The 22992-nt window shown below is 48.9% G+C and carries 22 protein-coding genes, 1 pseudogene and 1 other annotated feature; of the genes and pseudogenes, 2 read left to right on the forward strand and 21 right to left on the reverse strand.

All coding sequences use genetic code 11. The features are described from left to right. The first annotated feature begins 34 nt into the window (after positions 1–34). Together JI735_RS05430 and JI735_RS05435 are read left to right on the forward strand one after the other, a co-directional pair. Positions 35–484 carry a V4R domain-containing protein gene (locus JI735_RS05430; RefSeq protein WP_039832600.1) on the forward strand — a complete coding sequence of 150 codons (450 nt, stop codon included), beginning with the start codon at positions 35–37 and terminating at the stop codon, positions 482–484. Between the two features lie 37 nt (positions 485–521). Beyond that, on the forward strand, positions 522–863 hold the full coding sequence (locus JI735_RS05435) for a cupin domain-containing protein (protein ID WP_039832599.1): 342 nt from the start codon (positions 522–524) through the stop codon (positions 861–863). A gap of 151 nt (positions 864–1014) precedes the next feature. On the opposite strand, the gene tuf is transcribed toward JI735_RS05435, so the two are convergent. The 21 genes and pseudogenes from tuf to cysE all read right to left on the reverse strand — a co-directional run bounded on the left by tuf (position 1015) and on the right by cysE (position 22991). Beyond that, on the reverse strand, positions 1015–2205 hold the full coding sequence (gene tuf / locus JI735_RS05440; RefSeq protein WP_020427072.1) for an elongation factor Tu: 1191 nt from the start codon (positions 2203–2205) through the stop codon (positions 1015–1017). A 108-nt stretch (positions 2206–2313) separates the two neighbouring features. Beyond that, positions 2314–4392, reverse strand: a complete 2079-nt coding sequence (gene fusA / locus JI735_RS05445) for an elongation factor G (protein WP_020427073.1) — start codon at positions 4390–4392, stop codon at positions 2314–2316. 48 nt (positions 4393–4440) lie between these two features. Then, positions 4441–4911: a 30S ribosomal protein S7 gene (rpsG, locus tag JI735_RS05450; protein ID WP_020427074.1), complete on the reverse strand. Its 471-nt coding sequence runs from the start codon at positions 4909–4911 to the stop codon at positions 4441–4443. Between the two features lie 45 nt (positions 4912–4956). Then, positions 4957–5376, reverse strand: a complete 420-nt coding sequence (rpsL, locus tag JI735_RS05455) for a 30S ribosomal protein S12 (protein ID WP_020427075.1) — start codon at positions 5374–5376, stop codon at positions 4957–4959. A 133-nt stretch (positions 5377–5509) separates the two neighbouring features. After that, positions 5510–5761, reverse strand: coding sequence for a ribosomal L7Ae/L30e/S12e/Gadd45 family protein (locus tag JI735_RS05460; RefSeq protein WP_020427076.1), 252 nt, complete (start codon positions 5759–5761; stop codon positions 5510–5512). A 183-nt stretch (positions 5762–5944) separates the two neighbouring features. Further along, a pseudogene (rpoC, locus tag JI735_RS05465) lies at positions 5945–9555 on the reverse strand (DNA-directed RNA polymerase subunit beta'). A 110-nt stretch (positions 9556–9665) separates the two neighbouring features. After that, positions 9666–13211 (reverse strand): DNA-directed RNA polymerase subunit beta, encoded by a 3546-nt coding sequence (rpoB, locus tag JI735_RS05470; RefSeq protein ID WP_039832596.1) that lies wholly within the window; start codon positions 13209–13211, stop codon positions 9666–9668. 424 nt (positions 13212–13635) lie between these two features. Next, on the reverse strand, positions 13636–14232 hold the full coding sequence (locus tag JI735_RS05475) for a class I SAM-dependent methyltransferase (protein ID WP_039832595.1): 597 nt from the start codon (positions 14230–14232) through the stop codon (positions 13636–13638). Positions 14233–14369: 137 nt separating this feature from the next. Beyond that, complete coding sequence (gene rplL / locus JI735_RS05480) at positions 14370–14732, reverse strand: 50S ribosomal protein L7/L12 (protein ID WP_039832594.1); 363 nt, start codon at positions 14730–14732, stop codon at positions 14370–14372. A 65-nt stretch (positions 14733–14797) separates the two neighbouring features. After that, positions 14798–15301: a 50S ribosomal protein L10 gene (gene rplJ / locus JI735_RS05485; protein ID WP_020427081.1), complete on the reverse strand. Its 504-nt coding sequence runs from the start codon at positions 15299–15301 to the stop codon at positions 14798–14800. 64 nt (positions 15302–15365) lie between these two features. Continuing rightward, positions 15366–15519 (reverse strand) — a sequence feature (ribosomal protein L10 leader region). 68 nt (positions 15520–15587) lie between these two features. Next, the gene (gene rplA, locus JI735_RS05490; protein WP_020427082.1) at positions 15588–16280 is read right to left on the reverse strand and encodes a 50S ribosomal protein L1; all 693 of its coding nucleotides are present in this window, start codon (positions 16278–16280) and stop codon (positions 15588–15590) included. A gap of 80 nt (positions 16281–16360) precedes the next feature. After that, a complete protein-coding gene (gene rplK / locus JI735_RS05495; protein ID WP_020427083.1) occupies positions 16361–16786 on the reverse strand; it encodes a 50S ribosomal protein L11 in 426 nt (141 codons plus the stop codon). Positions 16787–16861: 75 nt separating this feature from the next. Continuing rightward, positions 16862–17395 carry a transcription termination/antitermination protein NusG gene (nusG, locus tag JI735_RS05500; RefSeq protein WP_020427084.1) on the reverse strand — a complete coding sequence of 178 codons (534 nt, stop codon included), beginning with the start codon at positions 17393–17395 and terminating at the stop codon, positions 16862–16864. 21 nt (positions 17396–17416) lie between these two features. Then, positions 17417–17608, reverse strand: a complete 192-nt coding sequence (gene secE / locus JI735_RS05505) for a preprotein translocase subunit SecE (protein WP_020427085.1) — start codon at positions 17606–17608, stop codon at positions 17417–17419. Between the two features lie 20 nt (positions 17609–17628). Next, positions 17629–17778 carry a 50S ribosomal protein L33 gene (gene rpmG, locus JI735_RS05510; RefSeq protein ID WP_074086515.1) on the reverse strand — a complete coding sequence of 50 codons (150 nt, stop codon included), beginning with the start codon at positions 17776–17778 and terminating at the stop codon, positions 17629–17631. A gap of 486 nt (positions 17779–18264) precedes the next feature. Beyond that, positions 18265–18909 (reverse strand): RNA polymerase sporulation sigma factor SigH, encoded by a 645-nt coding sequence (gene sigH, locus JI735_RS05515; protein ID WP_020427086.1) that lies wholly within the window; start codon positions 18907–18909, stop codon positions 18265–18267. A 163-nt stretch (positions 18910–19072) separates the two neighbouring features. After that, positions 19073–19594, reverse strand: coding sequence for an NYN domain-containing protein (locus JI735_RS05520; RefSeq protein WP_020427087.1), 522 nt, complete (start codon positions 19592–19594; stop codon positions 19073–19075). 2 nt (positions 19595–19596) lie between these two features. Then, positions 19597–20358 carry a 23S rRNA (guanosine(2251)-2'-O)-methyltransferase RlmB gene (gene rlmB, locus JI735_RS05525; RefSeq protein WP_025706601.1) on the reverse strand — a complete coding sequence of 254 codons (762 nt, stop codon included), beginning with the start codon at positions 20356–20358 and terminating at the stop codon, positions 19597–19599. Between the two features lie 41 nt (positions 20359–20399). Next, a complete protein-coding gene (locus JI735_RS05530) occupies positions 20400–20837 on the reverse strand; it encodes a Mini-ribonuclease 3 (RefSeq protein WP_020427089.1) in 438 nt (145 codons plus the stop codon). Next, positions 20834–22240: a cysteine--tRNA ligase gene (gene cysS, locus JI735_RS05535; protein WP_039832613.1), complete on the reverse strand. Its 1407-nt coding sequence runs from the start codon at positions 22238–22240 to the stop codon at positions 20834–20836. Before cysS ends, JI735_RS05530 begins: the two co-directional genes overlap by 4 nt. 58 nt (positions 22241–22298) lie before the next feature. Then, positions 22299–22991 carry a serine O-acetyltransferase gene (gene cysE / locus JI735_RS05540; RefSeq protein ID WP_020427091.1) on the reverse strand — a complete coding sequence of 231 codons (693 nt, stop codon included), beginning with the start codon at positions 22989–22991 and terminating at the stop codon, positions 22299–22301. Between the last annotated feature and the right edge of the window lies 1 nt (position 22992).

The following is a 22992-nucleotide window of genomic DNA, read 5'->3' on the forward strand; positions in this document are numbered from 1 at the left end:
ATAGAAATAGAACATAAAGGAGCTGAAGCCGGCCATGCTGCAATATACCTTTGAAGATATGAAAAAGATGGACCGTTCACACCTGGGAGATATGGTTCCCCTTGAACTATTCCGGACTATCCGTCTAATTGGTTTAAATCAAGGACTGCCGCTCGGCGGTAAAGGGACCACACTTACGATAGGAAGGAAAATTGGGGAAAGTCTGCCAGCCGCCACAGTTGAAGAGCTGCTTATGCTGTTTGAGTCCCTTAAGATTGGAATTCCCCGTATAATTCACTCAGATGAGTACAAAATTAACATTGCTGTGGAGGATTGCTTCTGTAAAGGCCTTCCTTCACTAGAGGAGGAGAAAATGATTTGTGATTTGGAAGGAGCCATTCTCGAAGGATCTCTCACTAAAATATTAGGACGAAGAGTTGCCGTAAAAGAGATTAAATGTAATGCTACCGGCCATGAACATTGTGAATATGAGGTTAAGCTGTAATTGCAGCAAATAAAAATAATTGAAAGCAGGGATTAGCATGGAGAAAAAAACAGTAGCGGAAGCAATTCAGTATCATGAGGAACATTTTACGAAGAGAGTACTTTTTCAAAAAGGGAACAGCTTGGTATTTGTGCTTAACTTTATGCCCGGTCAGCAGCTGCCTGTCCACAAGCACCCTGGAGCCGAGGTATACCTCTTAGCCTTAAAAGGAAAAGGAAGCATCCAAGTGAACGAAGTGGATTATGCTTTTGTGGAAGGAGATATTCTCCATATTGCCGGTGATGAATCCTTTGCCTATACTAACACCAGTGATCAACCCGCAAGTTTGCATGTTGTCTTAAGTAAGATTCCTGCGCCCATGTACGCCAAGGAAATCTAAAATACATTTGCGGCTCTGCTTTCAGATATTTGAAAGTGGAGTTTTTTTATACAAGCAGAAACATATACGCTTCTATTTGAAAAAACAGGGACTCTTCGTTAGAAGAATCCCTGTTTTTTGGTTCAGATCTATCCTAACGGATAGAACCGGATTATTTTTGGATGGAAGCAACAGTACCGGCGCCAACTGTACGTCCGCCTTCGCGAATGGAGAATTTAGTACCTTCTTCAATAGCGATAGGGGAGATCAGTTGTACGGTTACAGTGATGTTGTCACCAGGCATAACCATTTCAGTACCTTCTGGCAGGTTGATGATGCCAGTTACGTCAGTTGTACGGAAGTAGAACTGTGGACGGTAACCAGTGAAGAATGGTTTGTGACGTCCGCCTTCTTCTTTAGTCAGAACGTAGATCTGAGCAGTGAACTCAGTGTGTGGGTTAACGGAGTTTGGCTTAGCCAATACTTGTCCGCGTTCGATCATGTTGCGGTCAACACCACGCAGCAGGGCTCCGATGTTGTCACCAGCTTGAGCGGAATCCAGCAATTTACGGAACATTTCAACGCCCGTAACAACGGATTTTTTCTTGTCTTCGTGGATACCCACGATTTCAACTTCTTCTCCGACTTTAACTGTTCCGCGTTCTACGCGACCAGTTGCCACAGTACCGCGGCCAGTGATGGAGAATACGTCTTCGACAGGCATCAAGAAAGGCTTGTCAGTATCGCGTTCTGGAAGCGGAATGTACGTGTCGATCGTTTCGAACATTTCAACGATCTTCTGTGCATAGTCGCCATCAGGGTTCTGCAGAGCTTCACGAGCGGATCCACGGATGATTGGAGTATCATCACCTGGGAATTCGTATTCGTTCAGCAGATCGCGTACTTCCATTTCAACCAGTTCCAGAAGCTCTTCGTCTTCAACCATGTCGCATTTGTTCAGGAATACGACGATGTAAGGAACGCCTACCTGGCGGGACAACAGGATGTGTTCGCGAGTCTGTGGCATAGGGCCGTCAGCTGCGGATACAACCAGGATTGCTCCGTCCATCTGCGCTGCGCCGGTGATCATGTTTTTAACATAGTCGGCGTGTCCAGGGCAGTCTACGTGTGCGTAGTGACGGTTAGGAGTTTCATATTCAACGTGAGCTGTGGAGATTGTGATACCACGTTCGCGTTCTTCTGGAGCTTTGTCGATCTGGTCGAATGCTACAGCAGCGCCACCGTATTTTTTGGACAATACAGTAGTAATTGCAGCAGTCAGAGTTGTTTTACCATGGTCGACGTGACCGATAGTACCGATGTTAACGTGCGGTTTGTTACGTTCAAACTTTGCCTTTGCCATTTGAACAGTTCCTCCTTAATGTGGGGTTCCTTATATTTGAGCCGCCCGCCTACATGCAATTCTTAGATGACTGAGTTTGATATCCGGACGGCAAGTTAAAAAATGCGATTACTCTGCGCCTTTGTTCTTGGAGACGATTTCTTCAGCGATAGTCTTAGGCACTTCTTCGTAGTGAGAAAGTTCCATCGAGAATACGCCACGTCCTTGAGTACCGGAACGGAGTGTTGTGGAATAACCGAACATTTCGGAAAGAGGCACCTTCGCACGGATAATCTGCGCTCCACCACGGGAATCCATACCTTCGATTCTGCCGCGACGGGAGTTCAGCATACCCATTACATCGCCCATGTATTCCTCAGGAACAGTTACTTCCACTTTCATGATTGGCTCAAGCAGGACAGGCTTACACTTGTCTTTGGCTGCTTTGAGTGCCATCGAGCCGGCGATTTTGAACGCCATTTCGTTGGAGTCAACATCATGGTAGGATCCATCTACGATGGTAGCCTTAACGTCTACAAGCGGGAAGCCTGCAAGAACGCCGTTTTTCATTTGCTCTTCAATACCGGCAAGTGCAGGAGCGATGTATTCTCTAGGAACGGAACCACCGACAACTTTACTTTCGAATTGGCTGCCAGTACCTGGCTCGAGAGGTTCGAATTCAACCCACACGTGACCGTACTGACCGCGACCGCCGGATTGGCGAACGAATTTACCTTCGACGCGCGCTGGTGCTTTGAATGTTTCACGGTAAGCAACCTGTGGTTTACCCACGTTGGTTTCTACCTTGAATTCGCGGCGCATGCGGTCGATGATAATGTCAAGGTGAAGCTCACCCATACCTGCCAGGATGGTTTGGCCAGTTTCTTCATCAGTATGCGCACGAAGAGTTGGATCCTCTTCAGTCAGCTTACCTAGAGCAACGCCCAATTTATCTTGGTCAGCTTTGGTTTTTGGCTCAACTGCGATTTCGATAACCGGATCAGGGAAGTTCATGGATTCCAGGATAACCGGATGTTTCTCGTCGCAAAGTGTATCACCAGTGCTTGTGTCCTTCAGACCAACGGCTGCCGCGATATCACCAGCATATACGATGGAGATTTCTTGGCGGCTGTTCGCATGCATCTGCAGGATACGGCCGATGCGCTCACGTTTGTTCTTGGTAGCGTTAACTACGTAAGAACCGGATTCCAGAATACCGGAGTATACACGGAAGAACGTAAGTTTACCGACATAAGGGTCAGTCATGATTTTAAATGCCAGTGCTGAGAATGGTTCTTCATCCGAAGAGTGGCGAACCGCTTCAGTACCGTCATCCAGATGACCTTGAATAGCAGGTACATCCAGAGGCGATGGCAAGTAATCAACAACAGCATCCATCATCAGCTGAACACCTTTGTTGCGGTAGGAGGATCCGACAATTACAGGGAAGATCTTAACTTCACATACGCCTTTGCGCAGCGCAGCCTTGATTTCATCAACTGTAATTTCTTCGCCTTCCAGGTACTTCATAGTCAGATCTTCGTCGAGTTCTGCAACCTTCTCGATCAGCTCGAGACGGCGCTCCTCAACTTGTTCCAGATAATCAGCCGGAATGTCCGTTACTTCGATGTTTTGGCCCAGGTCATCTTTGAAGATGTGAGCTTTCTGCTCAACCAGGTCAATAATACCAACGAAGTCGTTTTCGGCGCCAATTGGCAGTTGAATGGCAACTGCATTGGCTTGCAAGCGATCACGCATGCTTTCTACAACGTTAAGGAAGTCCGCGCCGATGATATCCATTTTGTTGACATATGCGATACGGGGAACACCATACCGGTCAGCCTGTCTCCATACAGTTTCAGACTGAGGCTCAACGCCCTCTTTCGCACTGAAAACGCCTACTGCCCCATCCAATACACGAAGGGAACGTTCAACTTCAACAGTGAAGTCAACGTGTCCCGGAGTATCAATGATATTGATGCGGTGACCTTTCCACGAAGCAGTTGTAGCAGCAGAAGTAATGGTGATTCCGCGCTCTTGTTCTTGTTCCATCCAGTCCATTGTAGCAGCACCCTCGTGAACTTCACCGATTTTGTGCGTACGGCCTGTGTAGAATAGAATCCGCTCAGTGGTAGTAGTCTTACCAGCATCAATATGTGCCATGATCCCGATATTACGTGTATTTTTCAAGGAGAACTCTCTTGCCATGAAATGGGTCTCCCTTCAAAATATAAGTTATTTGAACGGCTTTAGATCCTACCAGCGGTAGTGAGCAAACGCTTTGTTCGCTTCAGCCATTTTGTGCGTGTCTTCGCGTTTCTTAACGGAAGCGCCTGTGTTGTTGGAAGCATCGATGATCTCAGCCGCCAAACGCTCTTCCATAGTCTTCTCGCCGCGGTTGCGTGAGTAGTTCACGAGCCAACGTAATCCCAGAGCAGTACGTCTCTCAGGTTTAACTTCGATAGGCACCTGGTAGTTAGCACCGCCGACACGACGAGCTTTAACTTCCAATACCGGCATGATGTTCTTGATGGCAGCTTCGAAAACTTCCATCGGCTCTTTGCCAGTACGTTCTTGGATCAATTTAAACGAATTGTACAGAATGCTTTGAGCGACACCTCTTTTACCACCCAGCATAATACGGTTGATCAAACGGGTAACCAACTTGCTATTATACAATGGATCTGGCAATACATCTCTCTTAGTAACTGGACCTTTGCGTGGCATGGATATCCCCCTTTCTTAAATGTTTATTATTCAGGTCTTGTAATCTTATTTCTTAGCTTTAGGACGTTTCGCACCGTATTTGGAGCGAGCCTGCATCCGGTTAGCTACACCTGCTGTATCCAGAGCGCCACGTACGATGTGGTAACGAACTCCCGCAAGGTCCTTAACTTTACCTCCGCGCAGCAATACTACGCTGTGCTCTTGAAGGTTATGTCCGATCCCCGGAATGTAAGCAGTCACCTCAAGACGGTTCGTCAGACGAACACGGGCATACTTACGAAGTGCGGAGTTTGGTTTACGTGGTGTCATTGTGCCTACACGAGTGCATACACCGCGTTTCTGCGGAGCGCTCAAGTTTGTAGCCTCACGCTTCAGGGCGTTGAACCCTTTTTGCAGAGCGGGAGATTTGGACTTTTCGATTTTGGCTTGACGGCCTTTACGAACCAATTGATTAATAGTTGGCATGTTGTGCCACCCCCTTCCTGAAATGATAATCCATTTACGAACATTAAGTCCACAGACCCAGGTGGTTCATAAAAAGACAAATGAAAAGTCTTTGCCTCCGGTGTGTACCCCCGGTACAAAAACAATTTCCTTGCTATTGTTTTAAGACGGCTGCCATAGCAGCACCAACTTCTATACCGCAGGCTTTGCCCAAGTTCAGCATGGTGTCCACATAAGTGATCTTCACGCCCTGTTTGTTGCAAAGCATAACAATTCTGGAAGTAAGCCGTTGATCTCCGTCCTCCGCCACATAGACTTCTGCAGCTTGGCCCAATTCTACCGCCTTGACGGTTTGTTTGGTACCGATCTTGACCTGAGCATCCTGCAATCCCATATCATCAGTCATAATAAAATATTACCTCCAATGAATAAGAATAACGCGGCTACTCACGCACCTTAGACATATTAGCATTATCATCGGATGATGTCAAGAAAATCAGCAATAATTTTGCTGGAAATCACAGCAGCCAGCCGCGCCACGCTCCCCCTAAGGAACCGTGACGCGATTAAACTGCTTATGGTGATTCTATTATTCAGCAGGTACAGTTTCTAAGTCTTCCAGCAGGTTTTCTTCATTCGGATCGCTCAGTTTGACATTGCGGTAACGGTTCATACCCGTACCGGCAGGAATCAACTTACCAATCAGAACATTTTCTTTCAGGCCGAGAAGCTTATCCACTTTTCCTTTGATTGCAGCATCTGTCAGGACACGAGTCGTTTCCTGGAAGGACGCCGCAGACAGGAAGGAATCTGTCTCAAGGGAAGCTTTGGTAATCCCGAGCAGCACTGGCTTAGCGACTGCAGGCTCTTTACCGGTAAGGATGGCTTCCTTGTTGGCAGCTTCATATTCATGGATATCCGAGAAAGCGCCCGGCAACAGATTTGTATCGCCGGCTTCGATGATGCGGATTTTGCGCAGCATCTGTTTGATCATAACTTCAATGTGCTTATCATTGATTTCTACGCCCTGGTTACGATATACACGCTGCACTTCCTGCAGAATGTAGTTCTGTACCCGCGGATCCCTTTGATGCGCAGCATTTCTTTTGGATCGATCGAACCGTCTGTCAGTTCATCTCCAGCTTCAATCTCCTGGCCTTCACTGACACGCAGACGGGAACCATAGGTAATGGAGTAGGTCTTGGATTCCGCTTCACCTTGAACCTCGATTTCGCGGCGGTCCTTAGTTTCACGGATTTCCTTGATCACCCCGTCAATTTCGCTGATTGTCGCCTGTCCTTTAGGGTTGCGGGCTTCAAACAACTCTTGAATACGCGGCAAACCTTGCGTGATGTCATCACCGGCAACACCACCGGTATGGAACGTACGCATGGTAAGCTGGGTTCCCGGCTCACCGATGGATTGAGCGGCGATAATCCCTACGGCCTCACCGATATCCACATGTTTGCCTGTTGCCAGATTGCGTCCGTAACATTTTTTGCAGACCCCGTGACGGGCACGGCAGCTCAGCACGGAACGGATTTGCAGCTTGGTTACCCCGGCATTCACGATCTCCTCAGCCTTATCGGAGTCAATCAGATCGTTCCGGTTAACAATGATTTCCTTCGTTTCCGGATGACGGACGGTTTCAAAGGAGTAACGTCCTTCAATACGGTCGTACAGATCCTCAATAACTTCCTTGCCATCCTGAATACGGCTGACAGTGAAACCTTTATCGGTGCCGCAGTCATCTTCACGGACGATAACATCCTGTGCCACGTCTACGAGACGGCGGGTCAGGTAACCAGAGTCCGCTGTACGCAGCGCTGTATCCGCCAGACCTTTACGCGCTCCGTGAGTGGAGATAAAGTACTCGAGGACTGTAAGGCCTTCACGGAAGTTCGCCTTGATCGGCAATTCAAAAATCCGTCCGGACGGCGTAGCCATCAGACCACGCATACCACCCAGCTGTGTAATCTGCGATTTGTTACCGCGCGCCTTGGAGTCCACCATGAGCATGATGGAGTTGAACCGGTCCATCGATTTCAGCAGGATGTTCGTCAGATCATCCTTAGTCTTCGACCAGATTTCAATAACACGGTCATAACGCTCATCATTGGTAATCAGACCACGGCGGTATTGGTTCGCAACCACATCAACCTTGGCTTCCGACTCTTTAAGAATGGTTATCTTTTCTTCAGGTACAATAACATCCGATACGGCTACTGTTACACCGGAACGGGTGGAGTACGTGAAGCCGAGCTGCTTGATTTTATCCAAAATCATGGATGTCTTAGTGGTATGGTAGATTTCAAAGCAGCGGGCAATAATCAGCCCCAAATATTCCTTCCCTACAGCACTTGCGTCCGGCAGGCTCAGAATAAGCTCGCGGATATCCGCGCCTTTTTCATAGATAAAGTACTTCTCTGGTGTGCCTTGCAGCAGATTGGTCTTAGTTGCTTCGTTGATATACGGGAAGCTGCTCGGATAGATTTCATTGAAGATAATCTTACCGATCGTCGTAACGAGCATTGCGTTCTGCTGGGCTTCGGTGAAGCAAGTTTTGCCGAGAGCTTTAGCAGGAATAGCTACACGTGCATGCAGGCCTGCGGTTCCACGCTGGTAAGCCGATACAGCTTCGTTCACAGTGCGCAGAATCATACCGGTCCCTTTTTCTTCCTTGTTGTCCATGGTCAAATAGAATGTACCAAGGACCATATCCTGGGAAGGGGTAACTACCGGTTTGCCGTCCTTAGGGTTCAGGATGTTGCCCGAGGCCAGCATCAGAATACGAGCTTCAGCCTGAGCTTCCGCTGACAGAGGTACGTGCACCGCCATCTGGTCACCGTCAAAGTCGGCGTTGTAAGCCGTACATACGAGCGGATGCAGACGAATGGCATGACCTTCAACCAGGATCGGCTCAAATGCCTGAATCCCCAGTCTGTGAAGCGTAGGTGCGCGGTTCAGCAGAACCGGATGCTCCTTAATAACGTCTTCAAGCACATCCCAGACTTCAGGGCTTACACGTTCAACTTTACGTTTGGCGCTCTTGATGTTATGGGCAAGCCCCTTGTTCACGAGCTCTTTCATGACGAACGGCTTGAACAATTCAAGCGCCATTTTTTTCGGCAGACCGCACTGGTACATTTTGAGATACGGTCCTACAACGATAACGGAACGGCCGGAATAGTCAACGCGTTTACCGAGCAGGTTCTGGCGGAAACGTCCCTGCTTACCTTTCAGCATGTGGCTGAGCGATTTGAGCGGACGGTTACCAGGCCCGGTTACAGGGCGGCCACGGCGGCCGTTGTCAATCGATGCATCCACGGCTTCTTGAAGCATACGTTTCTCGTTCTGCACGATAATATCAGGTGCACCCAGATCGAGCAGTCTCTTCAGACGGTTGTTCCGGTTAATTACACGGCGATACAGATCATTAAGGTCAGACGTCGCAAAACGTCCGCCATCGAGTTGAACCATTGGACGAAGCTCTGGAGGAATAACCGGAAGCACATCCATGATCATCCAGTCAGGCTTGTTGCCGGAGTTGCGGAAAGCCTCGATTACTTCCAGGCGTTTGATCGCCCGGTTGCGGCGTTGGCCCTGAGCTGTACGCAGCTCTTCTTTGAGGAACTCCAGTTCTTTATCGATATCGATATCCTGAAGGAGTTTCTTAACGGCCTCAGCACCCATGCCGGCCTGGAATCCGTAGCCATATTTTTCACGGTAGCTGCGGTATTCTTTCTCGGACAGAAGCTGTTTCTTCTCCAGTGGTGTTTCACCTGGATCAGTTACAACATAAGATGCAAAGTAGATGATCTCTTCAAGCGATCTCGGGGACATGTCGAGGGCCAGGCCCATACGGCTAGGAATCCCTTTGAAATACCAGATATGAGAGACGGGTGCTGCCAGTTCGATGTGACCCATGCGTTCACGGCGAACCTTGGCACGAGTTACTTCAACGCCGCAACGGTCACACACAACGCCTTTGTAACGTACACGTTTGTACTTGCCGCAATGACATTCCCAGTCCTTTTGCGGTCCGAAAATGCGCTCGCAGAACAAGCCCTCTTTTTCCGGTTTCAAAGTACGATAGTTAATGGTTTCCGGTTTTTTCACTTCTCCGCGGGACCAAGAACGAATTTTTTCCGGAGATGCAAGCCCGATCTTCATAAATTCAAAACTGTTAATGTCCAACAAGGAGCAACCCTCCTTAATCTCTATCCTGATTTATTACCGCATAGGCCCTCTCTTGACGGTCAAGTCAACAGAGGGCACGGTTCATTTACATGAAATTACTCTAGATCTGACTACTCTATTCCGACTTCTGCGCCTTCCAAGTTAAGGCTCAGCTTGTCGCCTGACGTCTCGTCCTCATCGTCCAGTTCTTTCATCTCAATCTCCTGCTCATCACCGCTGAGGATTTTGACATCCATACCGAGCGACTGCAGTTCCTTGATCAATACTTTGAACGCTTCAGGCACGCCAGGTTCCGGCAGGTTCTCGCCTTTGACAATGGATTCATACGTCTTCACACGGCCAACCACGTCATCGGATTTCACCGTCAAGATTTCCTGCAGTGTATAGGCTGCGCCGTAAGCTTCAAGCGCCCATACTTCCATCTCCCCGAAACGTTGTCCACCAAACTGGGCTTTACCGCCGAGAGGCTGCTGGGTAACGAGTGAGTAAGGACCTGTGGAACGGGCATGAATCTTATCATCAACCATATGCGCCAGCTTGATCATGTGCATAACACCGACAGTTACTTCACGCTCGAAGCGTTCGCCTGTACGTCCGTCGTACAGCACAGTCTTACCATTGCGCTGCATGCCGGCTTCTTCCATCGTATCAAAGACGTCATACTCGCGGGCACCGTCAAATACCGGAGTAGCTACATGGATGCCCAGACGAAGGGCAGCCATACCAAGATGGACCTCCAGCACCTGTCCGATGTTCATACGGGAAGGAACGCCCAGCGGGTTCAGTACTACCTGTACCGGTGTACCGTCCGGCAGGAATGGCATATCTTCCTCAGGAAGAATACGGGCAACGACACCCTTGTTACCGTGACGTCCAGCCATTTTGTCACCCTCAGAGATTTTACGTTTCTGGGCGATGTAGACACGAACCAGCTGATTTACACCCGGAGGCAGCTCATCGCCGTTCTCACGTGTGAATACTTTGACGTCAACGATAATACCATCACTACCATGCGGAACACGCAAGGAGGTATCGCGAACTTCACGTGCTTTTTCCCCGAAGATTGCATGGAGCAGACGTTCTTCGGCAGTCAGTTCAGTTACACCCTTAGGAGTTACCTTACCTACAAGGATGTCACCGGCATTGATTTCCGCACCAATGCGGATGATACCGCGTTCGTCCAAGTTACGGAGTGCTTCTTCGCCGACATTTGGAATATCACGGGTAATTTCTTCAGGTCCCAGCTTCGTGTCACGAGCTTCGGATTCGTATTCCTCGATATGAATCGAAGTGTATACATCTTCCTTCACCAGCTTCTCACTCAGCAGGATCGCATCCTCGTAGTTGTAACCTTCCCATGTCATGAACGCAACAACTACGTTGCGGCCCAGAGCCAATTCGCCCATTTCGGTGGAAGGACCATCCGCAAGAATGTCACCCTTCTTCACAATGTCGCCTCTTTTAGCAAGCGGACGCTGATTTATGCAAGTCCCTTGGTTCGAACGCATAAATTTGTGTAATTTATATTTAACGATATCACCTTTGACTTCTTTGCCTTCAACCATCTCAACCCGGCGCAGCCAGATCTCATTGGCAGAAGAGCGTTCAATAATACCGTCATATTTGGAGACAATACATACGCCGGAGTCCTTAGCGGACTTATGCTCCATTCCTGTACCGACAAGCGGAGCCTTCGGAATCAGAAGCGGAACGGCTTGGCGCTGCATGTTAGATCCCATCAGTGCGCGGTTGGAGTCATCGTTCTCCAGGAACGGAATGAGCGCCGTAGCGACCGATACAACCTGTTTTGGCGAAACGTCCATGTAGTCAACACGGTTACTAGGCATAGTCGTGATGTTGTCTGAATCCTTGTTGTAACGGACGATAACCATATCTTCCTTAAAGGTTCCATCTTCATCAATCTGCACGTTTGCCTGCGCAACTACATAGTTGTCTTCTTCATCGGCGGTCAGATAATCGATATGCTCTGTGACCTTGCCGGTCTTCGGATCCACCCAACGGTACGGAGCTTCAATAAAGCCGTATTCATTGATGCGGGCAAAGGTGGACAAGGAGTTGATCAGACCAATGTTCGGACCTTCCGGTGTTTCGATTGGACACATCCGGCCGTAGTGACTGTGATGCACGTCTCGAACTTCAAAACCCGCGCGTTCACGGGTCAGACCGCCGGGTCCGAGTGCAGACAGACGACGCTTATGCGTAAGTTCTGCCAGCGGGTTCGTCTGGTCCATAAACTGCGACAGCTGGGAGCTGCCGAAGAACTCTTTAATGGACGCAATGACCGGACGAATATTGATCAGGGCCTGCGGAGTAATTGCATTCGCATCCTGAATCGACATTCTCTCACGCACTACGCGTTCCATACGGGACAGCCCGATGCGGAATTGGTTCTGCAGCAATTCACCTACGGAACGCAGACGGCGGTTACCCAAGTGGTCAATGTCATCTGTGTTGCCGATACCGTGCAGCAGATTAATAAAGTAGCTGATTGAGGATATAATATCAGCCTGGGTAATATGCTTAACGGATTTGTCGATATTGCCGTTGGCAATCAGCTTGATAACCCGGCCTTCTTCGATCGGCGAGAATACATCGATCGTTTGCAGCGGGATATCTTCACTGTCCAGCACTCCGCCGGTAACACGGTAGGTCTTGGCAGCGACATCCTTCTCAAAATAAGGAATCAGCTCATCAAGAAGTCTGCGGTCAACCATTTGTCCGGATTCCGCCAGAATTTCCCCAGTGGATTCATCAACCAAAGGCTGTGCCAGACGCTGGTTAAACAACCGGTTCTTAATGTGCAGCTTCTTATTGATTTTGTAACGGCCTACATTGGCCAAGTCATAGCGCTTCGGATCGAAGAAACGTGCAACCAAAAGGCTCTTAGCATTATCCAGTGTCGGCGGTTCACCCGGACGCAGACGCTCGTAGATTTCAATAAGCGCCTTCTCCGTGGAGTCCGTATTGTCTTTATCCAGCGTATTGCGAATATATTCATCATTACCCAGCAGTTCCAGGATTTCAGCATCACTGCCGAAACCGAGAGCACGCAGAAGCACTGTAACTGGAATTTTACGGGTCCGGTCGATACGGACATACATGATATCCTTAGCGTCGGTCTCCAGTTCAAGCCAGGCTCCGCGGTTTGGAATTACTGTGGCGGTGTAGGTTTTTTTGCCGTTCTTATCTACTTTCGTGCTGAAATAGACGCTTGGAGAGCGAACCAACTGGCTGACAATAACCCGTTCCGCACCATTGATAATGAAAGTGCCGGTCTCCGTCATCAGCGGGAAATCTCCCATGAACACTTCCTGCTCTTTGACCTCACCGGTCTCCTTATTAATGAGCCGCACCTTCACACGTAGAGGAGCCGCATATGTTACGTCCCGCTCTTTAGCGTCGTCAACCGTATACTTCGGTTCGCCTAGGCTGTAATCAATGAACTCAAGCACCAAATTCCCTGTGAAATCCTGGATTGGCGAGATGTCCTGAAACATTTCACGCAAACCTTCCTCCAAAAACCAATCATACGATTTTTGTTGGATTTCGATCAGGTTAGGGACCTCGAGTACCTCTTTAATTCTCGCATAGCTCCGCCGAGTGCGTCGACCATACTGAACAAGATGTCCTGCCAACTTTACTCACCCCTCATGTCTACTCACTTAAAAATTGATTGCGAACCCTTGTTTGGACCCGTATAATGGAACCATAACATAAGGATTCAGCCGCAAATAAAGAAAAGCCCTTATCGAAATCTTCGAAAAAAGAGCGCATCTTTTCCACGGCCAAAATACTCCTTATCCGTAGATTTGCCTAAAACGTAGGTATTATACGTCACCAAGCAACAGTTTATGCGCTATTATCTATTGACCCGGCGACCTTCGCCGAGACAGGAACATAGAGAACTGAATTCGCAAAAACTTGCCGTACGGCCTGCGCTTACCGGGCGACAATATATTACTTGACATTTCAGCAAACTAAAGACATGGAGCCTAGCTTAATACTGACATTTTATAATAATAACACTATCGACAACACATGTCAACAGGTTATATATTTTTATTTCTGGGCTTTAATAATCCGATAGCCTTTATCCTTGCCCACTTCTTCTACATCCCCAAACAAACTTTCAAGCTTGGCTGCCGCCGATGGTGCTCCCTGTTTCTTCTGGATAACCACCCACAGCGTTCCGCCTTCATTCAAATGGTCATAAGCCTCTTCAAAAATCTGATGTACCACCGCCTTGCCGGCGCGGATCGGAGGATTAGTTACAATCACATCAAACTTCTGTCCCTTCACTGCAGAGAGTACATCACTTTCCATAACAGTAACGTTGTGGGCTCCATTGCTCCGGGCATTCTCGCGGGCAAGCTCTACCGCCCGGCTGTTGATATCAATCAGCGTGACATGTCCTTTGGGGGCCAGGTAAGCTGCACTGATTCCAATGGGACCATAACCGCAGCCCACATCAAGCACAGCCGATCCATCCGGAATCTCCATTGCTTCAATCAGTACACGGCTGCCGTAATCAATGTCCCCCTTGGAGAAGACACCGGCGTCGCTGGTAAAACGGAGGCTTTTTCCTCTCAGAACCGTCTCAATGGTGCGTCTGTCATGACGTACATCCGGTTGCTGCGAGTAATAATGCTGCGACATATAATCCTCCCTTTCGTTCTGCTCGTTCTAGCGAGACTTAACTTATACAGCAACCCCCTTGAACAAGTTCAAGGGGGTTGCTAGAGAGCCGGGAGCAAGCATAACGCCCATTCCCGGGGTCAAACATAAGGCTTATACTACTTCAATTCTACAGCTGCGCCTGCTTCTTCCAATTTCGCTTTCACAGCTTCTGCATCTTCTTTGCTTACTTTTTCTTTGATTGGCTTTGGAGCGTTGTCTACGAGGTCTTTAGCTTCTTTCAAGCCCAGGCCTGTGATTTCGCGAACGATCTTGATAACGTTGATTTTGGAAGCGCCAGCGCTTGTCAAAATTACGTCGAATTCGGATTGCTCTGCTTCTACAGCAACTGCAGCGCCTCCGCCCATTGCTACTGGAGCTGCAGCGGTTACGCCGAACTCTTCTTCAATTGCTTTAACCAGTTCGTTCAGTTCCAATACGCTCATGCCTTTAATTTCTTCCAAGATTGTTTCTTTACTCATGATTGAACCTCCATTTTATATTTAAATTTGTTTGTGTTAAAAATTATGATGCTGGAAGCAAAGGCTTACGCGCTTTGTTCTTCCTTGTCAGCGACTGCTTTAACTGCAAGCGCGAAGTTGCGCATTGGAGCTTGAAGCACGCTAAGCAGCATGGACAGCAAACCTTCGCGGGAAGGAAGCTCAGCCAGTGCCTTCAGTTGGTCCGCATCGATGACACGGCCTTCTACAACGCCACCCTTAAGTTTCAGAGCATCGTTCTTTTTAGCGAAATCGTTCAGAATCTTGGCTGCTACTACTGCGTCTGTTTCGCTGAAAGCGACCGCTGTAGGACCAGTCAGAACCGCATCGAGTTCAGTCAGTTCAGCCGCAGCTGTTGCGCGACGAACCAATGTGTTCTTCAGGACTTGAAAATCAACCCCGGCTTCACGAAGCTGCTTGCGCAGTTCAGTCACTTGGGAAACATTCAATCCGCGGTAGTCCGCAACAACAGTAGAAACACTGTTCTGCAGTTTGCCAGTTACAACATCAACCGCATCCTGTTTAGCTTGGATTACTTTTGCATTTGCCAATTGTATACACCTCCTGAAAATTATGTTACGACGATTCTTTCCGGGGAATGCTCGCCGTTCCTACGCAGGCATTAGAAAAGCCTCCGCAGATTCACGAAGGCTTGATAAAACGAAAGTGGTCAGGCAAGCGCCATGCACTTCTTGTTTCTATCACAACACCTCGGTAGGAAATTAAGCCCTGCGGCACCTACTGTCTACGGTAAGCATATTCAAGTTCAAGAATGATCACCTTAAAGTTCACAACTGTTACAGATTATCAAAGATGACTCCAAGAGTCAACCTTTATTTATCTGAAAGCAGTGGTGTTCACACGAGCGCTCGGTCCCATAGTGGACGAAACTGCGATGCCTTTCAGGTATACACCTTTGGCAGCTGCCGGTTTCGCACGGTTAAGAGCATCGATCAGAGCTTTAAGATTATCGTTCAATTGTTCAGCATTAAAAGACACTTTGCCGATAGGCGCGTGAATTTGGCCTGCTTTATCAAGACGGTATTCGATTTTACCAGCTTTAATTTCTTGAACAGCCTTGGTAACGTCGAAAGTAACTGTGCCGGCTTTAGGGTTAGGCATGAGGCCTTTACCACCAAGCAGACGGCCAAGCTTACCGACTTCGCTCATCATATCAGGTGTAGCTACGCAGACATCGAATTCAAACCAGCCCTGTTGGATTTTGTTGATCATATCCTGATCGCCTACATAATCCGCGCCAGCAGCTTCTGCCTCTTTCGCTTTTTCACCTTTTGCAAATACAAGCACGCGTTGTGTTTTACCTGTGCCGTGAGGCAGGACAACAACACCACGAACAGCTTGGTCTTGTTTACGCGGGTCTACACCCAGACGAACTGCTGCTTCAACGGTTTCGTCGAATTTGGCAGTTGCCGCCTTTTTCACAAGCTCTACAGCTTCTGAAGGCTCGTAAGTCGCTTCGCTGTTGATCAGCTTAGCGGATTCCTGGTACTTCTTACCATGTTTAGCCATGAAATGTTCCTCCTTTGTGGTATTAGCGGAATTTCCTCCCACATATTACGGTCATGCAAGACCGGTTCATCGAAAACATATTAGTCTTCGATTGTGATCCCCATACTGCGGGCTGTACCTTCAACCATACGCATTGCAGCTTCGATAGAAGCAGCGTTCAGGTCAGGCATTTTGGTTTCAGCGATTTCACGAACCGCTGCGCGGCCCAGCTTCGCTACTTTTTTCTTGTTTGGTTCACCGGATCCTTTTTCTACTTTTGCAGCGATGCGAAGCAGAACGGCAGCCGGAGGAGTTTTGGTGATGAAGGTAAAGGAACGGTCTTCAAATACTGTGATTTCAACCGGAATGATCAGGCCAGCCTGGTCGGCAGTACGAGCGTTGAATTCCTTACAGAATGCCATGATGTTGACACCTGCTTGACCTAACGCCGGACCTACTGGAGGCGCTGGATTCGCTTTCCCTGCAGGAATCTGCAGTTTCACCATTTTGATAACTTTTTTAGCCATGAGTGACACCTCCTTGCGTAAATAGTGGTATTCGAACGCTATATAGCGTTCTCCCACAAGAAACCCTTGCGACTGTTATATTTTCTCCACTTGAGTGAAATCCAACTCCAGCGGGGTTTCCCGTCCAAACATGTTGACATGCACTTTGATCTTGCTCTTGTCAGCCAAAATTTCTTCCACGGAGCCCACAAAATTCGCAAAGGGACCAACCATAATACGTACGGATTCCTTAATTTCGAAATCAATCTTCGCTTTAGGTTCAACCATGCCCATATGCTTCAGAATTTGTTCAACTTCTTCCGGAAGCAGAGCGGTAGGTTTGGACCCGGAACCTGTCGAACCAACAAATCCGGTAACGCCCGGCGTATTGCGGACCACATACCATGAATCATCAGTCTGAACCATTTCGACCAAAACATATCCAGGGTAAACTTTACGCATAACGGTTTTTTTCTTGCCGTCCTTGTTTACCAGTTCTTCTTCCATAGGAACAAGAACACGGAATATTTTGTCTTCCATGCCCATAGACTCAACGCGTTTTTCCAAATTGGCCTTAACCTTATTCTCATACCCGGAATAGGTATGAACAACGTACCATCTTTTTTCCATATCAAGCCACCTGGAACCTCTCTAAATAATCGCTTCAATCACAGCGGAAATACCGATGTCCAGAACCCAGAAGTAAAGAGCGATCACTACAATTGTACCGAGAACGATCAATGTGTAGTTCTTCAATTCCTTACGGCTAGGCCAGCGAACTTTTTTGAGTTCACTCCAGCTCTCAGTGAAAAAGGAAAACAAAGACTTGAAACTACGTTTCACGCCGACTACACCTCCAAAGACTATCTGGTTTCGCGATGAGGAGTTTGCTCGTTACAGAACTTGCAAAATTTCTTCATCTCCAAGCGGTCGGGGTGATTTCGCTTGTTTTTGGTTGTCGCATAGTTTCTTTGTTTGCAACTTGTACAAGCCAAAGTGATAATTACCCGCATGATGTGCACCTCCCGAAGACGTCCTTCTAATCTTAAATTAGAAGACGCAAATATTGATCCTAAAAAAAGCCGCGAATTTAGGCCTACCTAAAACACTTTAGCATAATGTCAACCGCTGTGTCAACGAAAGAATTCCCCCATCGCATTGGGTAATTTCGGGTGCTGTAGCCATATAGAGCGTGTTGTCTTTGGTCTTAATTTTTCACATCAATCGCTGTCTAGTAAGACCAGAATCCATAATTGCCTGAACCCTTTTCAGATTCTCAAAGAGAATCTTCCGGTATAGTCTGCTGAAACGAAAGTTTTCCTTGGTTGTGCTGCGTTCGGCAGGACTTATCCATCTCTACTTAACATTATGGAGCATTTGCACTGCGTGTAAACCTGCTGTCAACGGGACGGACTGCAATTCTCTTGTCAATTCAGTTGAAAACGGAACAAAACACTAAAAAAGACTCGAGTCCCGAGCCTTTCCTGTACATTATATCATCAATTGTCACGCACTTCCAGATATCTTTCCAATTTACGTTTCACCCGCTGCAAGGCGTTGTCAATCGACTTCACATGCCGCTTCAAGTCTTCTGCAATCTCCTGATAGGACCGTCCGTCCAGATAGAGCATCAGAACTTTGCGTTCCAGATCGCTTAGAATCTCCGCCATCTTATCTTCCAGACCGATGAATTCCTCCTGGTTGATAATGAGCTCTTCAGGATCCAGCACCTGGGTTCCGCAAATGACATCCATCAGGGTCCGGTCGGAATCCTCATCATAGATCGGCTTGTCCAAAGAAACATAGGAATTGAGCGGAATATGCTTCTGGCGGGTAGCCGTCTTAATAGCAGTTATAATCTGCCGGGTGATACAGAGTTCAGCAAAAGCCTTGAACGAAGAAAGCTTGTCGCCCTTAAAGTCACGTATTGCCTTATATAGGCCAATCATGCCTTCCTGTACAATATCTTCACGGTCTGCCCCAATCAAAAAATATGAACGGGCCTTGGCTCGGACAAAATTACGGTACTTGTTAATCAGATGCTCCAATGCGCCACTATCGCCACCACGGAAGATCTCGACAATTTCTTCATCACTTATGAAATCATACTCGGACAGCATTAATTCCTTGAGGTCGACACTCACCAAGAATCCCCCCGGCTGCAACGCAAGACACATCGTTACTTCGCGAAATATAGGACCAGTATATATTATGTTACCTAACACCGTCAACCGCAGATTGACCAAAAACAATCTTCAATAGCATATTATGGCATTTTATCCGAAAACGCTTCATTCTCCAGCCTTCTTACTGACGCCGCCAGTCTTCCAGACGTCTGCGGGTCTCTGGCGGCAGTTTTTCTTCCAGGGAATGCCTTGTGGAGCTGATGTTTTTGGGCTCGATCACCTTTTTGACCTGCTTTTGGCTCTCTTCGATCTCAAGCCGCAGTTCCCTGGCCGACAGCCGTAATGCCCCTTGAGCAAAAATGACATGCTGCTCCACAAAATCGCTGGTGGCCACGTAAATCTGCCGTCTGCGGTGACTGAACTCACCGACCAGCCGCTCAATGCACTCATCGGCCGTTTCTTTTTCCTTGGTGAAGAACACCTGCACTTTCCCCTGCACAAAAGACCTGCCCAGGCCCGGCACTCGGTAAGCATCGAATACGGCAATGACGCGCAGCCCGGAAAACGCCTGATAATCTGCCAGCATATCCAGCAGCCGGTCCCGCGCTCCCTGCATTCCTGAGAGTGACAATTCGGCAAGGTCAGGCCAGCCGCCAATCATGTTGTATCCATCCACAAGCAGAATATCGCGCCAGTCGGCCATAACTATCCTTGCTGATGCCGGCGGCGCAGCACCTCGTACATGATAACGCCTGCAGCGACCGAAGCATTTAACGAATTGATCTTGCCGGCCATAGGCAGCTTCAGCAGAACATCGCATTTCTCCCGGATCAGACGGCCCATTCCTTTATTCTCGTTCCCGATTACCACCGCTACCGGACCTGTAAATATATCCGATGCATACAGATTCTGATCGGTATCCACATCGGTTCCTACTACCCAGACTCCCAGCTCTTTGAGGCGGTCAATGGTCTGCCCAAGGTTGGTTACACGTGCGACGGGCACATATTCAACGGCTCCTGCAGAGGTTTTGGACACAGTTGCTGTAATCTGTGCAGACCGTCTCTTGGGAACTATAACTCCATGCACACCTGTGCAATCAGCGGTACGCAGAATGGAGCCCAGGTTATGGGGGTCTTCGATTTCATCCAGCAAAAGCAGAAACGGAGGTTCTCCCTTGGCTTCTGCCGCTGCCAGAATATCGGCAACCTCTGCATACGCAAAAGGTGCAGCCTGTGCAACTACCCCTTGATGCTGCACTCCGGGTGCAAGCTGGTCCAGCTTTCTTTTGTCCACATGCTGAATCACAATTCCCGCTTTGCGCGCTTCGGCAATAATGGGTGCGGTCAGATGCTTTTGCGCCGTTTCGGCGATCCAAATCTTATTGAGTGTACGGCCGGCACGAAGCGCTTCAAGCACTGAATGCTTGCCGGCCAATACTTCCTCTTCTGTCTTCAATTCTTCCATGTTCATGCCTCCTGTTCTCTAAAATATATACCCGTGCAGCCTCACTTAGGCCGGTTCATCATGTATTGTATGCTGCTGTCCACAAGCTCCCGGATTCTGGCTTGCTGGCCTGTGTAATATAAATAACCGATCAGACACTCAAAAGCAGTAGCATGCCGGTATTCCAGAACATCCGCATTTTTGGGGATGGTTCCCGATTTGGCATTTCTTCCTTGCCGGGCGACATCCTTCTCCTCATCGGTAAGCTCCGGCTCCAGGTACGCAAGGATCGTGCTCTGCGCTTTGGCCGAGACCAGCCCGGTCGCTGTACGGTGCAAATGATTCGGGCGAAGATTCGGCAGCGAGATTAAATACTGGCGTACCGCCACTTCATAGATAGCATCTCCGGCATATGCCAGTACGAGCGGAGAGAGCAGCCGGGCCGGCTTGGAGGGCTCATAGGGAAACCAGGCACTCTCCAGATTAAACGGCCCGCTCATTTCCGCCGCCACCGCATGCCTTGCGGGGTATCCTCAAGCAGAATACCCATGGCATTCAGTTCATCGCGGATCTCATCGGAACGTCCCCAGTTTTTATTCTTGCGCGCTTCAGCCCGTTCAGCGATCAGCCTCTCCACTTCCTCGCCGGCAGCCTCTTCCTCATTCTCCGGGGTCAGGCGCAGCACAGCATTCATCTCGGTAAAAGCCTGCAGCAGTGCCGAGAAGTCTGCGGACAATGCTTCCGGATTCGCAAGTGTATTATTCGCAAGGCTTACCCAGTCAAACACGGCGGTAATGGCATCCGGGGTGTTGAAGTCATCCTGCATTTTAGCATGGAAATTAGCTACAATCGCAGACAACCGCTCTGTGATCTGTTCGCTTGCCCGGCCTTTGGCCCCTTCCGGATCAAGCTCAAGCCGGTGCTTCACATTGCTCTCCGCGAGAGCGATGCGCTCTGCGCTTTTTTCTGCGGACAGCATGGATTCCTCAGTGAAATTCAGCGGATTGCGGTAATGGGTGGAGAGCATGAAATAACGGATGGCCCCCGCTTTGAAGCGCTGGCGGATATCTTTCACCAGCAGACCGTTGCCGAGCGATTTCGACATTTTTTCGTCACCGATATTAATGAACCCGTTATGCATCCAGTAGTTGGAGAGCGGTTTGCCGGTCAACGCTTCGGTCTGGGCGCATTCGCATTCATGATGCGGGAACTGCAGATCCTGTCCGCCGCCATGAATATCAATAGTATCGCCAAGAAATTCACGGGCCATGGCCGAGCACTCAATATGCCAGCCGGGACGGCCTTCGCCCCATGGGCTGTGCCAGTGGACCTCTCCAGGCTTAGCTGCCTTCCAGAGGACAAAATCCTCGGGTTTTTCTTTGCGTGAATCCACTTCCACCCGGATGCCGAACTGCAGTTCCTCCAGATTCTGGCGGGACAGCTTGCCGTAATCGGCAAATTTGGCTGTGCGGTAATAGACGTCGCCGCCGCTCTCATAGGCATAGCCTTTATTCTCAAGCTCCTTGATGAACTCAATAATCAGCTCCATGCTCTGGGTAACCCGCGGATTCATCGTCGCTGATTTTACACCGAGCCCGGCCAGATCCTCCTGATAGGCAGCGATAAAAATCTCCGCAACCTCGGCAACTGTAGTCTTCATCTCCTCGGCCTTGCGGATCAGCTTGTCATCCACATCCGTGAAGTTGGTCACATAATTCACTTCGTTCCCTGTCTGCTCCAGGTAATTCCGGACCATGTCAAACACAATCACCGGTCTGGCATTTCCGATATGCATGTAGCCATACACGGTCGGTCCGCATACATACATCTTCACCTTTCCTGATTCCTGCGGAACAAATGTTTCCTTGCTGCGTGTCATTGTGTTATAGATTTGCAAAGCCATCTTTGTTTCCAACCCTTTCTGCGTGGCCCCGGTTTCTCCTGAAGAATCCCGGTGTGCTTTAAATTTCGTAATCACCAATATACTGCTGGCTTTCCAGCCGGCGCTGCTCTTTTTTCTGCTTGTCTTCCGTACCGAGCTGCTCTCTGATCTCTTCGATCTCTTTTTGCAGGAAACGCAGTGAATCGACAAGCGGGTCCGGCATCTTGGTATGGTCGAGCCTGTCGGATACCCGCTCCCCATTGCGCTTGACCACCCGCCCAGGATTGCCTACCACCGTACTATTGCTTGGCACCTCACGGAGAACAACCGCATTGGAGCCGATATTGCAATTATCGCCGATCTGGAACGATCCCAGTACTTTTGCGCCGGAGCCAATGACAACATTGTTGCCTACGGTCGGATGGCGTTTTCCTTTTTCTTTACCCGTTCCCCCTAGCGTAACCCCCTGATAGATAATTACATCATCACCGATTTCACAGGTCTCCCCGATTACAATACCCATTCCATGATCAATGAACAGGCGGCTGCCGATCGTTGCCCCCGGATGAATTTCAACACCGGTCATGAATCTGCTCACCTGGGAAACGATACGCGCAAGTGTAAACCATCGGCGCTTATAAAAAGAGTGGGCTATCCGGTGTGCCCAAATCGCATGAAGCCCGGCGTAAGTGAAGACAACCTCAAACCAGCTACGGGCCGCGGGATCGTTGTCGAATACTGCCCGAATGTCCGACTTGATATGCTTAAACATC

Origin of the sequence: Paenibacillus sonchi, assembly GCF_016772475.1 — a bacterium.
Lineage (GTDB): Bacteria > Bacillota > Bacilli > Paenibacillales > Paenibacillaceae > Paenibacillus_AQ > Paenibacillus_AQ sonchi.